The sequence below is a fragment of the Labrys sp. HAY1-8F genome (assembly GCF_056754975.1).
The window spans coordinates 1,811,786-1,824,562 of record NZ_JBPGWZ010000002.1; the positions used below are offsets into that span (position 1 = coordinate 1,811,786).

15 protein-coding genes are annotated in these 12,777 nt (G+C 64.7%); 10 read left to right on the forward strand and 5 right to left on the reverse strand.

Annotation, left to right across the window (positions count from 1 at the left end; all coding sequences use genetic code 11):
- The first annotated feature begins 251 nt into the window (after window positions 1-251).
- Together ACR9ZN_RS17365 and ACR9ZN_RS17370 are read left to right on the forward strand one after the other, a co-directional pair.
- Entirely contained in the window at window positions 252-875 is a 624-nt protein-coding gene (locus ACR9ZN_RS17365) for a response regulator transcription factor (protein WP_454815360.1), read from the forward strand.
- A 141-nt stretch (window positions 876-1,016) separates the two neighbouring features.
- Window positions 1,017-2,282, forward strand: a complete 1,266-nt coding sequence (locus tag ACR9ZN_RS17370) for a hypothetical protein (protein ID WP_481272767.1) — start codon at window positions 1,017-1,019, stop codon at window positions 2,280-2,282.
- Here ACR9ZN_RS17370 and ACR9ZN_RS17375 read toward each other — a convergent pair.
- From ACR9ZN_RS17375 to ACR9ZN_RS17385, 3 genes are read right to left on the reverse strand one after another with little or no spacing between them, the layout of a single operon-like run.
- On the reverse strand, window positions 2,257-2,877 hold the full coding sequence (locus ACR9ZN_RS17375; protein WP_454815364.1) for a hypothetical protein: 621 nt from the start codon (window positions 2,875-2,877) through the stop codon (window positions 2,257-2,259). The genes ACR9ZN_RS17370 and ACR9ZN_RS17375 overlap by 26 nt on opposite strands.
- Window positions 2,864-3,427, reverse strand: coding sequence for a hypothetical protein (locus ACR9ZN_RS17380; RefSeq protein WP_481272768.1), 564 nt, complete (start codon window positions 3,425-3,427; stop codon window positions 2,864-2,866). The genes ACR9ZN_RS17375 and ACR9ZN_RS17380 overlap by 14 nt, the downstream gene beginning before the upstream one ends.
- Entirely contained in the window at window positions 3,424-4,032 is a 609-nt protein-coding gene (locus tag ACR9ZN_RS17385) for a hypothetical protein (protein ID WP_481272769.1), read from the reverse strand. The genes ACR9ZN_RS17380 and ACR9ZN_RS17385 overlap by 4 nt, the downstream gene beginning before the upstream one ends.
- A 173-nt stretch (window positions 4,033-4,205) precedes the next feature.
- Here ACR9ZN_RS17385 and ACR9ZN_RS17390 point away from each other — a divergent pair, with 173 nt between their 5' ends.
- Window positions 4,206-5,858 (forward strand): FAD-binding dehydrogenase, encoded by a 1,653-nt coding sequence (locus ACR9ZN_RS17390; protein WP_481272770.1) that lies wholly within the window; start codon window positions 4,206-4,208, stop codon window positions 5,856-5,858.
- Between the two features lie 24 nt (window positions 5,859-5,882).
- Here ACR9ZN_RS17390 and ACR9ZN_RS17395 read toward each other — a convergent pair whose 3' ends face one another.
- Window positions 5,883-6,224, reverse strand: a complete 342-nt coding sequence (locus ACR9ZN_RS17395) for a hypothetical protein (protein WP_481272771.1) — start codon at window positions 6,222-6,224, stop codon at window positions 5,883-5,885.
- A gap of 188 nt (window positions 6,225-6,412) precedes the next feature.
- On the opposite strand from ACR9ZN_RS17395, the gene ACR9ZN_RS17400 reads away from it, so the two are divergent.
- Window positions 6,413-6,727, forward strand: a complete 315-nt coding sequence (locus ACR9ZN_RS17400; RefSeq protein WP_481272772.1) for a DUF6665 family protein — start codon at window positions 6,413-6,415, stop codon at window positions 6,725-6,727.
- A 13-nt stretch (window positions 6,728-6,740) separates the two neighbouring features.
- Here the strand turns inward: ACR9ZN_RS17400 and ACR9ZN_RS17405 are convergent, their stop codons facing one another.
- The gene (locus ACR9ZN_RS17405) at window positions 6,741-7,436 is read right to left on the reverse strand and encodes a GntR family transcriptional regulator (RefSeq protein WP_441770372.1); all 696 of its coding nucleotides are present in this window, start codon (window positions 7,434-7,436) and stop codon (window positions 6,741-6,743) included.
- A gap of 437 nt (window positions 7,437-7,873) precedes the next feature.
- Between ACR9ZN_RS17405 and ACR9ZN_RS17410 the strand changes: the two genes are divergently transcribed.
- Genes ACR9ZN_RS17410 through ACR9ZN_RS17435 form a run of 6 tightly spaced genes read left to right on the forward strand, consistent with a single transcriptional unit; the run spans window position 7,874 to window position 12,737 of the window.
- The gene (locus ACR9ZN_RS17410) at window positions 7,874-8,608 is read left to right on the forward strand and encodes a DUF969 domain-containing protein (protein ID WP_441770371.1); all 735 of its coding nucleotides are present in this window, start codon (window positions 7,874-7,876) and stop codon (window positions 8,606-8,608) included.
- Window position 8,609: 1 nt separating this feature from the next.
- Entirely contained in the window at window positions 8,610-9,563 is a 954-nt protein-coding gene (locus ACR9ZN_RS17415; protein WP_481272773.1) for a DUF979 domain-containing protein, read from the forward strand.
- A 23-nt stretch (window positions 9,564-9,586) separates the two neighbouring features.
- Complete coding sequence (gene pcp, locus ACR9ZN_RS17420; RefSeq protein ID WP_434957726.1) at window positions 9,587-10,270, forward strand: pyroglutamyl-peptidase I; 684 nt, start codon at window positions 9,587-9,589, stop codon at window positions 10,268-10,270.
- A gap of 45 nt (window positions 10,271-10,315) precedes the next feature.
- Window positions 10,316-11,092, forward strand: coding sequence for a LamB/YcsF family protein (locus ACR9ZN_RS17425; RefSeq protein WP_481272774.1), 777 nt, complete (start codon window positions 10,316-10,318; stop codon window positions 11,090-11,092).
- Window positions 11,092-12,018: a 5-oxoprolinase subunit B family protein gene (locus ACR9ZN_RS17430; protein WP_481272775.1), complete on the forward strand. Its 927-nt coding sequence runs from the start codon at window positions 11,092-11,094 to the stop codon at window positions 12,016-12,018. Before ACR9ZN_RS17425 ends, ACR9ZN_RS17430 begins: the two co-directional genes overlap by 1 nt.
- The gene (locus ACR9ZN_RS17435) at window positions 11,901-12,737 is read left to right on the forward strand and encodes a 5-oxoprolinase subunit C family protein (protein WP_481274367.1); all 837 of its coding nucleotides are present in this window, start codon (window positions 11,901-11,903) and stop codon (window positions 12,735-12,737) included. Before ACR9ZN_RS17430 ends, ACR9ZN_RS17435 begins: the two co-directional genes overlap by 118 nt.
- Window positions 12,738-12,777 lie beyond the last annotated feature (40 nt).

A 12,777-nucleotide genomic window follows, 5' to 3' on the forward strand; every position in this document is an offset into this window, starting at 1 on the left:
AGAGACCCAAAGAAAGCCACGAAAGTATAGGCTGGTAACGGGATAGTATGATTAACACATCATGCGGGGTAAAATATTACTTTTGGTGCAAAAATAATCTAATCCTAAAGACTTAATTTCAATGGATTGAAGTTATGAAGATTACAATATATAGGTGAATTATATACTTTTATTAAAGAATGTCTTCGGCAATGAGAATATATTAACTATCCTTGAAACAAGGAGGAAAATAGACTTACTGAGGGATCTGCATGAGCGATCTGCAATATGTTGGCAATATAGCCTTGATCAGCAGCAATGTATTAATACGAGATTGCCTCAATTTTATTCTTACTCTGAATTTTCCACAATACAGAATACAAGTATTTTCTGCCGCAGATGAATGGGGCATTTCTTCTTCGCCCGTGCAGACGCGGTTGGTGATCCTGCACGACCGGGGGTATATGGATGCCTCAAGGACCCTGGCGACCGCGCGCGCCAATGACCCCCACATTCCCGTGCTGGTGCTCGCAAATGCCAGCGACGCGGCGAGCATCGTCCAGGCTATCGATCTGGGGGCCAGAGGTTATGTCCCCAGCACCCTGCCGGTGAGCGACCTGATCTTTGCAGTACACCGCATCCTGGCGGGAGGAACGTTCGTTCCGCCTGAAACGAAGTTCGGCAAACAGGCATGGAAGCCCCTGACGCCTCGGCAATTGTCCATTGTCGCCGCCATCCGGCAAGGCAAGACCAATGCGCAAATAGGAAAAGAGCTCGGCATCAGCGAAAGCACCGTCAAGGTGCATGTCCGCAGAATCATGAAGCAGATGCAGGTCATCAACCGGACGGCTATCGCCCATCGATCGAAGGACATTCTGTCCACCGACGAGGATTAGGGCGTTTCGGCTTAAACGCACCTTGCTCTAGAGGCAGTGGTGCCGATGCAGATGCGAGGGCCTTGGCGAGCACAGCCTTCGATTGCTATGGTTCGCACCGAAATGGGCACCGCGGCGTGTCGGCATCGTGAGGTTGCAAATTTGTCGGCGCTCGCCAAGCTTCCACCCACATGGATGGCGCTGCTGCGGCGCTACTGGCCGCATTTGATGGCGCTCTGGCTGGTTGGCGTGCTGGCCGAGGACGTGTTGACCGAAATCGCCGTGCGTGTCGGCTTCCTCAACCAGCTGGCCGGGCTCTCGACGCTCACATTGGTGGTGCTGGTCAAGCTGGTGGTGATCGTCGCCCTGTTCGAGATCGTCCGACCGGGACTGCCCTCGCTGCAAGCCGCGGCCAAGGCCGCCGAAACATCGCAAGCCGACAGGCCCGAAGGAGAATCGGCCGGCTTCACTACGGCGCTCTCCCTGGCCTTGGTTCCCTTCTTCGCCTTCTACGCAGCCTGGGGCTTTCTCGGCGACACGGTCCGCGAATATTCCAAGCTCGCGCTCGACCTCACCCCCTTTGGTCAGAACGCGCGTATCCTCGAGGTGAGTGGCGGCTGGCTCCTTCTGGCCTCCGTGGCCATCGCCTGGCTGGTACGGCTCGGCGCCAAGCAGATGCACAAGCGCTCCAAACATGTGTTCTGGCCGTTTCTGATCGTGGTGTGCGAAGCGAATTGGGCTTTCATTGCGCTCTATGTGCTGTCCAACTGGCACAATGAGATCATGGCGTGGGTCTCGCACCTGCCCGAGACCTTGAATGGCTGGCTGTTCCCAGCCGCGCGAGCCGCGGCGATCGCACCGCCCGTGGAGTATGCGCCCGCCTCGTGGTTCGACATGCTGTCGGCCCTGTTTATCTATGCGCTCTATCCCATGGTCTGGCTGACGCTGGCCGCCCTGGTCTACGGCTATGACATCGGCCGGGCAGGCCTGCCGGTTGAAGGTCGCTGGAGCAAAGCAATCGGGCATTGGGGCCGATTGCCCAAGTTCTTGCGCGATTTTCTCACCCATTTCGTGGCTGGTACAGCCAAGCGCTACCGCGCGCTTGCAGAGGGCGTCGGCCTGACCTTCGGCACGGGCCTTACCCTCGTCGTCACCGTCATCGTCGCCTTCCGTCTCCTCGACTGGAGCGCGGCCTGGGCCTGGTACGGTGCTGCACGCCTGATCGGGCCGCATGAAATCGGCCTTTGGCAGATCATCGCCCATGCCCTCTCCATCTTGCTGGGCAGTCCAAGTGCGCCCGGCAACGGAGCGTTGGTCATGCCCTTGAAGATCACCCTGCTCGCCGCAGGACTGGAGACGGGCTTTGCTCAGGGACGGCAGTGGCGTAGCGCCCGTCGGCCGATCAGCGCAATTCCAGCGGGAAGCTGAGGGCGTCCGGCAGGGCCGAACGGAAGGAGAGGCGCGCAGAAAGCCCCGCAGCGGCCTCGGCCGGGATCAGGAACTTTTCTTCGACCAAAGTTGGCTGGCCATCCAGCCCGATGGAGCGAGAGGCTTCCAGGCACCCCGCAACGGGCGTCGCCGTCGGCTCCAGCGCGCGGCTGATGTCGCGGGACAGGACGAAGGATAGCGGGCTCCAGCGCTGCCCCCCGCCATCGACCAGGGTCAGGCTGCAGCCCATCCAGGCCGACTGCCGATCCGCTTCATCGATGATCTTCCCGTCAGGTACCGCCTTGAGGCGAACAATGAGAAGCTTTCGGTCTTTCGATAGGGGCAACCGCGCGCCTTCGCCGCCATCGACGAGTTGTGCCGATGCGAGCGACCAGGTAGCGCGGGCATAGGGAGCGGCCTCACCCGGCTTGACAGTGGCGATACGAAACTCATGCGAAGCGAGATAGTCCATGATGTCGACCCGGGCACCGAAGACGAAAACGGCGACAAAAAGCACGGGTATCGCAATCATGCTGCGCCAATACCAGCGCGCCGCGGACCGGCGTTCGGGAGTTGCCTGTTCAGAGAGGGTCACGGCCGATCTCCAGGACGGTACGACGGATGGCGGTGCCCTCGTCCAGCGCTACGGCGAGCTGGGATGTGAGTCGGGGAAAGACTTCCCGCGAGACCACCAGTTCCGCACCCGCGAGTTCATCGGCTGGTAGTTCGAACACGAAAAGGCCACGCTGCTGCAGGCCGGGCTGCAATTCCTTGCCGGAGAGCAACTGAGACATGCCTTCGATCCGGGGGCTCTGCATATAGGTCCGCCCGCTTGCTCCCCGAAACGCGACACCACCCAGCATCAGAGAGCGCTGTTTGGCCGACACGTCGGCGGCGACCACCGCCCAGATGCCGCCGGTGCCACGCTCGACCCTCTTGCCATAGCGCTGGAAGATCAGCAGCTCGGACAGGATCAGCCTGTCCACCTTGAGACTGAACTCGCTGGTCCCGGCGCGCGTCCCCTGCCGGCCGGCCGTCTCGATCGGGCCAGTGAGGACGGCATAGCCAGGCGTCGTCCAGCGCAGCAGCGCCAGCACGGCAATGCCGATCAGCACGATCGCCACGGTGACGGCGGCATTCTTCATCCCGGGCTCCCCGCGGCATTGAGCGGTACGCTCACGCGCGCGACGTCATGCGGGTTGAACCAGCCCGGGGCACCATAGAGATTGTCCCTTGGCTTGAAGGTCGCGCCGGCCACGGTGAGCTCCAGAGCCTTGGGCAAAGCACCATCGCCCGGCAGGGTCCAGACGGCCTGCAGGCGTTCCGGCAGGCGAGGCTGCAAATCCATCAGCCGCTCCTTGTCGCGGACGAGGTAGAAATCCGGTCCCTCGGCATTGGCCACATTGTTGAGCTTCAGGATGCCGGCGACGGCATTGGAAGTGCGCTCCGTCCGGTTGGTGACCACGAGCTCGAGCACCACAGCCCGGCGCCCGGCCTTGATCGGGCGACCGTCGGGCAACGCCGTGGCGAGGGCGGCCGAGTTCGGCGTGACGAGCCAGCGCCCCGCCTCGACCGCCTGCCCGGCCGTCATGACCGGCACTTGCTCGGGATTGCGCAGGTGATAGAGCGAGGCGCCCAGCGAAATCGCCGCCGCTGCAAAACCGCCGATGCCGGTCAGCACCTTCGCCTTGAGGCTCTGGCGCGAAAACCCAGCGCGCAGCTTCGACAATGTCCCGTTTGCATCGGCCATGAGACCGACTTAGTCGCTGAACGTCGCCTGGGCAAGATGCCGCGAACGGGGAGAAGACCGGACTCGCGCGCATTTTCTACGCCATGCACGCGTCATGATCGTCACATTCACCGGGTTCTGCCGTCGCGGCATTCAGAGCATGATGTCTGATGTCGCGAGTCGCGGGAGGGAAGATGGCCGATGCGGATGCCATTGTCGTGGGGGCGGGCCTGGCCGGGCTGGTCGCGGCCACCGAGCTCACCACCACCGGAAAGCGGGTGATCCTGCTCGACCAGGAGCCGCGCCAGAATCTGGGCGGCCAGGCCTTCTGGTCGCTCGGCGGCCTCTTCCTGGTCGACAGCCCCGAACAGCGCCGCCTCGGCATCAAGGACAGTTTCGAGCTCGCCTTGCAGGACTGGATCGGCACGGCAGCCTTCGACCGCGAGGAGGATTACTGGCCTCGACGCTGGGCCGAGGCCTATCTCGCCTTCGCGGCCGGCGAGAAACGTGCCTGGCTGCGAGCGATGGGCCATCGGATTTTCCCGGTCGTCGGCTGGGCCGAACGCGGCGGCGGCAGTGCCGGTGGCCCGGGCAATTCGGTGCCGCGCTTCCACCTCACCTGGGGCACGGGTCCGGGCGTGGTCGAGCCTTTCGAAAGGCTCGCATTGGCGGCCGAATCGGAAGGCAGGCTGGCGCTGCGGTTTCGCCATCGCGTCGACGGCCTGATTCGGAGCAGCGGTGCGATCACCGGCGTGGAAGGCAGCCTGCTCGCTCCCAGCGAAGTCCCACGCGGGGTCGCCACATCACGCGAGGTGGTGGGTCACTTCTCCCTGACCGCACCGGTGACGATCATCGCCAGCGGCGGTATCGGCGGCGACCTCGATCTGGTGCGCCGCCATTGGCCGCGGCGCCTCGGCCAACCACCAGAGACGATGGTCACCGGTGTCCCCGCTTATGTCGACGGGCGCATGCTCGCCCTCGCGGCACAGGCCGGGGCACGGCTGATCAATCGCGACCGCATGTGGCACTATGTCGAAGGTCTCAGGAACTGGGATCCGATCTGGCCCGGGCACGGCATCCGCATCCTCCCCGGTCCCTCCTCGCTCTGGCTCGACGCGCGCGGCAACCGCCTGCCCGGCCCGCTCTATCCGGGCTTCGACACACTGGGAACGCTGACCCATTTACGCACCACCGGCTTCGACCATAGCTGGTTCATCCTGACCCAGAGCATCATCCGCAAGGAATTCGCACTATCGGGCTCGGAGCAGAACCCCGACCTCACCGGCCGCGACTGGAAATTGACGCTACGCCGCGCCATCGGCCGGCGGGCGACCGGACCGGTGGAGGCCTTCAAGCAGCATGGCGCCGATTTCGTGGTGGACGAGGATCTCGAACGCCTCGTCGCCGGCATGAACACCCTGACGAAAGAACCCCTGCTCGACGCCACCGCGATACGGCAGCTGATCGAGGCGCGCGACCGCGACCTTGCCAACGGCTTCGGCAAGGACGGCCAGATCATGGCTATCCGCAATGCCCGACATTATCTCGGCGACCGGCTGATCCGCACGGCACGGCCGCACGCTTTGCTCGATCCCGCCCACGGGCCCCTGATTGCGGTCAAGCTCAACATCCTCACGCGCAAGACTCTGGGAGGCCTGGAAACCGATCTCGACGGCCGGGTCTTCGGCGAGGATCTCGCTCCTCTGCCCGGTCTTTATGCCGCCGGCGAAGCCGCCGGGTTCGGCGGTGGTGGCATGCACGGCTATCGGGCCCTGGAAGGCTCCTTCCTCGGCGGCTGCCTGTTCAGCGGCCGGCAGGCTGGCCGTGCGGCGGCGGGCGCGGTGTAGTCGCGGATCTGTCTTGGGTGCGCCTCAGGCGCTGCCGAGGAAGCGGTCGAGATCGACGATGCCGACCGAATAGGCAAGCTGGACCAGGCAAATCGCGGCCGCGACTGCGGCAAGCGCCGTTCGCGGCAACCAGCGCTGCGCCCAAGGCCCGTCATTCCATAAGAGCCTGGCCGTGATGGCCAGGCCGATGCCGGCCAGCACAAGGCCGAGAATGTTGAAGCGCGACTGCGAGACCAATTGCCCGTTCACCGAGAAGCTCTCGGAGGTCCCCACGAACAGCCAGAGAGGCAGAATGCCAAGGACAAGGCCCGCCAATGGCGGGCGCAGACGCTGAAAGGGGGTCTGCGCTGCAAGGGGAAGCTCCATGTCACATCCCTCATGAAGACTGAACCGGGCAGCAGGCACGCTGCCAGCCCATAATTGACCTTGGGAGAAGGCACTCGCTGTTCCAAAAGGGACAGGCGCCGGCAGCACCCTCGCCCCCAGGGCTTCCCGGCGCCAGTTTGCCGCTCGACGATATCGACAAGCGTTCCAGGCGGCGGCAGAATGCCGGCATGAGCATTCGCCTGCCCCAGAACCTCTCCCCTGCTGCCGCGCGTACAGCCCTCGATGTCCTCGGCGCCGAAATCCACGTGGAGAAGGCCGCATCGCTGGGGCGCGCGGGCGAGGCCGTCGGCCGGGCCATGGCGGCGCTGCTGCGTGCGGCGCCCGACGATCCAGACCGCCCAAATCTGTTGGCCGAGGCCGTCGACGCGGTCTATGGCTATTTCATCCAGAGGGAGCTGATGGGCATGGCCTCCCATGGCGGTGTCATCCGCGAGCTCAAGATACCGCCCGAAGTGCTGGCGAGACTGGGCGTCAGGCGCTGACGCGTCCGATCACTTACAAGTCACCGATGCTGCCATCAGCCAGGCGCCGCGCATAGACGGCAAGGACCAGGCGCTCGGAATGGACGAGGTAATCGCCGAGCAATGCCGCCGCCTTTTCGAAACTGCCAGCTTCAGCCAGTTCGAGAATGGCGAGGTTCCTGTCGACGAAGGGAGCGTGCAGGAATTCGGCATCCTGCAGCATGCCGAAGGCGAGCCGCAGCTCGGCCAGGACCTGGGCGAACAACAGGTTCAACCTTTCGCTGTCGGCCAGTTCCACTACGGCCATATGAAAGGCCATGTTGGCGGTACCCACTCCAGGCCAGTCATCCGCCACCCGGCAACGCATGGCCTCTTCGAATGCATCGCGCATGCGCTTCTTGGCAGGATGACGCGGATAGGCCTGCGCGAGAGCCTGACACTCGATCAGGCGCCGGACCCGGTAGATGTCGATGATCGAGGCGATGCTCGGCACCGCCACGAACACACCGCGATTGGGAACATGCCTGAGCAAGCCATCCTTCGTCAGCACCCGGAAGACCTCGCGCAGCGTGTTGCGGGAAATGGCAAGATCATCGCTGAGCGCCTGCTCGGACAGCCGCTGCCCGGGCGCGAGTTCGCCTTGGGTGATCTTGCGCCGCAATTGCTCGGCGACGCGTTCGCCGAGCGTCAGGGCGAATGCCGCGGGACGGGGATCACCCGGCGGGGTCATGGGCGGTGCCTGGTGCCATTGTCCGATCTTCACTCAACGCTACCATTCCGACTGTCCATGACGCCGGGCTGGATTGTAGGGCAATCCTGGGGATTCACAACGAGGCAGCGCCAAGATCTCGACAGGGATGGACCGTGGAGCTCCCCTTTGCGCGGAAGATGCGCTGGCCGGCGAGCCACACAAGGCCATCCCTGCGCAGACTAAAGCTCACCTGCCACCGGCTGCGGATTGGGCAGACCTGGCGCCTGCCCTTTCGGCCCCGCTTTTTGATCGCTCGGGAGCATCGACATATTGTTGAACAATATTAGTGTTACGTTCAATCAAAATGCTTGATCAAGCCATCAATTTAGAGGATATTGCCGACAGATCGGAAAATATCACCCTACAAGAACCGATCATATTTCCAGACCATCCAATGTCCCCGGGGAGCGAACACCGTGCCTAGTGACATCAGCCTATGGCCCCTCATTGGCGTGGCCATCATCGTCGTGGGCTTCGTCCTGCGCTTCAATCCCATGCTCGTCGTGATCGTTGCCGCCATCGGCACGGCTCTCGCGGCGAGCTTTCCGCCGCTGCAGGTTCTCTCGGCCATCGGCACCGGCTTCCTGAAAACGCGCAATCTGGCGGTGATCCTGCTGCTCCCGCTCGCCGTGGTCGGCCTGCTTGAACGCCATGGCCTGCGCCAGCATGCACAGGCCTGGATCAGCAAGATCCGCTCGGCGACATCGGGCCGCCTCCTCATCGTCTATCTGGCCGCCCGGCAATTGACCGCTGCGGTGGGCTTGACCAGTCTTGGCGGCCATCCCCAGATGGTAAGGCCGCTGATCGCGCCCATGGCGGAGGGTGCGGCCGAGGTTCGGCATGGCTCGCTCACCGAGCGCGTGCGCCATAAGATCAGGGCCTTTGCGGCCGCTACCGACAATGTCGGCCTGTTTTTCGGCGAGGACATCTTCGTCGCTTTCGGCGCCATCGTGCTCATGACGACATTCCTGAGGGAGGCTGGCGTCGAGGTCGAGCCGCTCCATGTCGCCCTATGGGGCATTCCCACTGCTGCCACCGCCTTTGTCATTCATGCGTTCCGACTGTCTCGCCTCGATGCGGCTATCGCCCGCGAGCTGGCCGAAGCGCCGTCCGAAACCGGCCTGCGGCCTGAAACGCAGTCGGAGGGCTGACATGATCCTCTCGCTTTCCCACCTGTTCTATCTCGTCGGGGCAATCCTGGCCGTCACAGCCGCCATGACCCTGGCCGACCGCAACCATCCCAAACGCTTCAGCAGTGCCCTGTTCTGGGGTCTCTATGCGTTGGCCTTTCTGGTCGGAGATTTCCTGCCGCCGGCCGTGGTCGGCGTGGGTGTTGCCGCTCTGGCGCTGATCGCGGGGCTCGGCGGAGTCGGCGCCGGCCACCACAGCATTCCTAGCGTCGCCGAAGCGGCGGCCAGTGCAAAGCGGCTCGGCAACAAGCTGTTCGTGCCGGCGCTCGCCATTCCGCTGCTGACCGTGGCGATCACGCTTTCGGGCCATTACGTCACCATCGGCGGCACGCCGCTGTTCGATCCCAAGAATACCACCCTGCTCGCCCTCGGCCTCGCCTGTATCGTCGCGCTGGGGCTCGCCTGCTGGCTGACGCGCGAAACGCCGGCACAGGGCCTGCGCGAATCCCGCCGTCTCACCGATGCGCTCGGCTGGGCCCTGGTCCTGCCCCAGATGCTGGGTATGCTTGGCCTGGTCTTCTCCGATGCCGGCGTCGGCAAGGCGGTCGCCCATCTCACCACCAGCTATGTCAACATGGACCTGCGCCTGGTGGCAGTCGCCCTCTATGTCGTCGGCATGGCATTGTTTACCGTGATCATGGGCAATGGCTTCGCCGCCTTCCCGGTGATGACGGGCGGGGTCGCCGTGCCGGTCCTGATCGGTGTCTATCACGGCAATCCGGCGGTCATCGCCGCCATCGGCATGCTGTCGGGCTATTGCGGTACGCTGATGACCCCCATGGCCGCCAATTTCAACATCGTGCCGGCCGCGCTCCTGGAAATCGACAAGAACGCGGTCATCCGTGCGCAAATTCCGACGGCGCTAGCCCTGCTCGCCGCCAATATCGTACTGCTCTATGTCCTGATGCCCCTGTAGGACATTATTCGCGGAAAGCCGTCATGAGCCCCAAAAAGCCGCCAGACAAGACGCCGCCAAACGTGTTGATCACCGGCTTCGAGGCGTTCGAAGACGATGAGACCAACGCCTCCTGGGAGATTGCCCGGGCGTTGGACGGCTGGATCTGCAAGGGAGCTCGCGTCCGCGCCGTGCAATTGCCCTGCGTGTTCGGGGCAGCCATCGAGCGACTGGACGAGGCTCTGAGGCAATGGCAGCCCCGTCTCGTCGTCAGCCTCGGGCAGGCGAGCGGGCGGCCCGAGATCACGCCCGAGCGCGTGGCTGTTAATCTCGACGATGCGCGCATTCCCGACAATGAAGGCCGCCAGCCGATCGATATCCCGGTGATATCAGGTGCGCCGGCCGCCTATTTTTCTTCCCTGCCGGTCAAGGCGATCGTGCGGGACCTCCGGGCGGCGGGGCTGCCGGCCTCGCTGTCCAACTCCGCCGGCACCTTCGTGTGCAACCACATCTTCTACGCCCTGATGCATCGGCTGGCGACACAACGCCCACTCGCCAAGACGCGAGGCGGGTTCGTGCACGTGCCCTGTCTGCCCGAGCATGCCGCACGCCGGCCTGGACTGCCGAGCTTGGCGCTGGGGACGCAGGTCGAGGCTATCAGACATCTCACGCACACCGCCCTCACCGTCCAAGAGGACGTGCGAGAGAGTGGCGGACAAATCCATTGAGCCGCCAGGCATCTGAGCAGCAAAAATTATCGGGAGCTTCGTGCCATGAACATCGACCTCAACAGCGATCTCGGCGAAAGCTTCGGCGCCTGGCGCATGGGTGATGACGAGGCGGTGCTCGGCATCGTCTCCAGCGCCAATGTGGCCTGCGGCTTTCATGCCGGCGATCCCACCGGCATCCTCGCCACGCTGCGGGCCGCCAAGGCCAAGGGCGTGACGGTCGGGGCGCACATCGCCTATCCCGATCTCGGCGGCTTCGGGCGGCGCGACATGGATGTCGCCAGCGAGGACCTGATCGCCGACGCCATCTACCAGATCGGCGCGCTCAAGGGCCTGGCCACCGCTGCCGGCACCACCGTGCGCTATGTCAAGCCACATGGCGCCCTCTACAACACCATCGCCAAGGACCGGCGGCAGGCCGAGGCCATCATCGAGGCGATCCGGCAGATCGATCCCGAGCTCACGCTGGTGGCCCTGGCCGGATCTTCCCTCATCGGATGGGCCCGCGCCGCCGGCCTCACCGTGGTCGCCGAGGCCTTCGCAGACAGGGGCTATATGCCCGATGGCTCGCTGGTGTCGCGCCGCGAGCCCGGCGCGGTGCTGCACGACCCGCAGGAGGTGGCGGCGCGCATGCTCCACCTGGTGACGGAAGGCACGGTTCCCGCGATCGACGGCAGCGCGGTCCGCATCGAGGCAGATTCGATCTGCGTCCATGGCGACAGCCCCGGCGCCGTCGCCATGGCACGCGAAATCCGCGCCTTGCTGGAGCGATCGGGCGTAGCCATTCGCTCCTTCATGGCCTCTACGGGCGGAGAGCGTTGATGCGCTTCCTGCCGGTCAATCTCGATGCCCTCATGGTTGAGCTCCCAGACCTGCCGCAGACATTGGCTTTGCAGGCCTCCCTGCGCGCCGAGCCCATCGCCGGCATCGAGGATATCGTGCCCGCGGCCCGGACCCTGCTGGTGCGCTACCGTCCAGCGGCGATCACGCAACGGGACCTGATCACCGCCATCGGCCAGCGACGCCTCGGTGCCGATGTCGAACAAAGCGGCACTCTGATCGAGATCCCGGTCCGCTACGATGGGGAGGATCTCGCCGAAGTCGCCGATTTCCTCAAAATTCCGGTCGAGGAGGTGATCCGGCGCCATACCGGCAGCGAATACGCAGTGGCCTTCACCGGCTTCGCACCGGGTTTTGCCTATCTCAGCGGCGGCCATCCGAGCTTCGATCTGCCCCGGCGTGCCACGCCGCGCCCGCGCTTGGCCGCAGGCTCCGTCGGCCTCGCCGGCCGCTTCAGCGCCGTCTATCCGCAGGCGAGCCCCGGCGGCTGGCAGATCATCGGCGTGACGGACCTGCCGATGTGGGACCTTGCACGCGAGCGCCCCGCTCTGCTGCAGCCCGGCGACCGTGTGCGCTTCGTCGAGGTCGGCGAAGGTAAGAGCCCCCACCCCCTCTCCCCGGTGGGGAGAGGGGCCGGGGGTGAGGGAAACGACCCCGCCTCCCCCTCTTCGAGGTCATCAAGCCAAGCCCCCAGATGCTGTTCCAGGATCTGGGTCGCCCCGGCCAGGCGCGGCAGGGTGTCAGCGTTTCCGGCGCCATGGACCGCGCCGCCCTGCGCAGTGCCAACCGGCTGGTCGGCAACCCCGGCCCACTGCCAGGCCTCGAGATCGTCTATGGCGGCTGCGAACTTCTCTGCCTCGGCGAAACGGTGGTCGCCGTCACCGGTGCCGACGGGCCGCTCACTTTGACCACCGCCGAAGGCTCCTGCCACCCCGTACCGCGTCACGCCGCCATCGCGCTTGCCACCGGCGACAGACTGCATTTCGGGGAACCGCAGGCCGGCATGCGCTTTTACCTCGCCGTGCGTGGCGGTTTCGCCATTGCCCCGGTACTGGGCAGCGCCGCCACCGACACGCTCGCCCAGATCGGGCCGCCGGCCGTCGTGGTCGGCGATCGCCTATCCGGGCTCGCGCCGCCGCCCGGCGCCGTGACGGCGTTGCCGGATGTGCCACCCGTGCTGCCTAGGCTCGGCGAACCCGTCATTCTCGACGTCGTCATGGGGCCGCGCAGCGACTGGCTCTCCGAGGCAGCGCTCGAGGATTTTGCGAACCAGTCCTGGTCGGTGACGCCCCAGTCCAATCGCATCGGCATCCGCCTCTACGGCGAGCGGGCGCTGAAGCGCGCGCCGGCGAGCGAGGGCAAGGAACTGCCGAGCGAGGGCACGATCCAGGGCTCGGTCCAGGTGCCGCCCTCAGGCCAGCCGGTGTTGTTCCTCGCCGATCATCCGCTGACCGGCGGCTATCCCGTCATCGCGGCGGTCGCCCCCTACCATCTCGACCGCGCCGGCCAGATTCCCATCGGAGGGCAGATCCGTTTCCGGCCGATCACCCAATTTGCCGAAGCGTCTTGCGACCTGGCGGAATCGCCTGGAGTCGCAAAGGCGCGTCGAACCAAAAAACCAGAGTAAACAAGCCTTTCCGCTTTAACGCGCTTTGCTCAAGGGGACG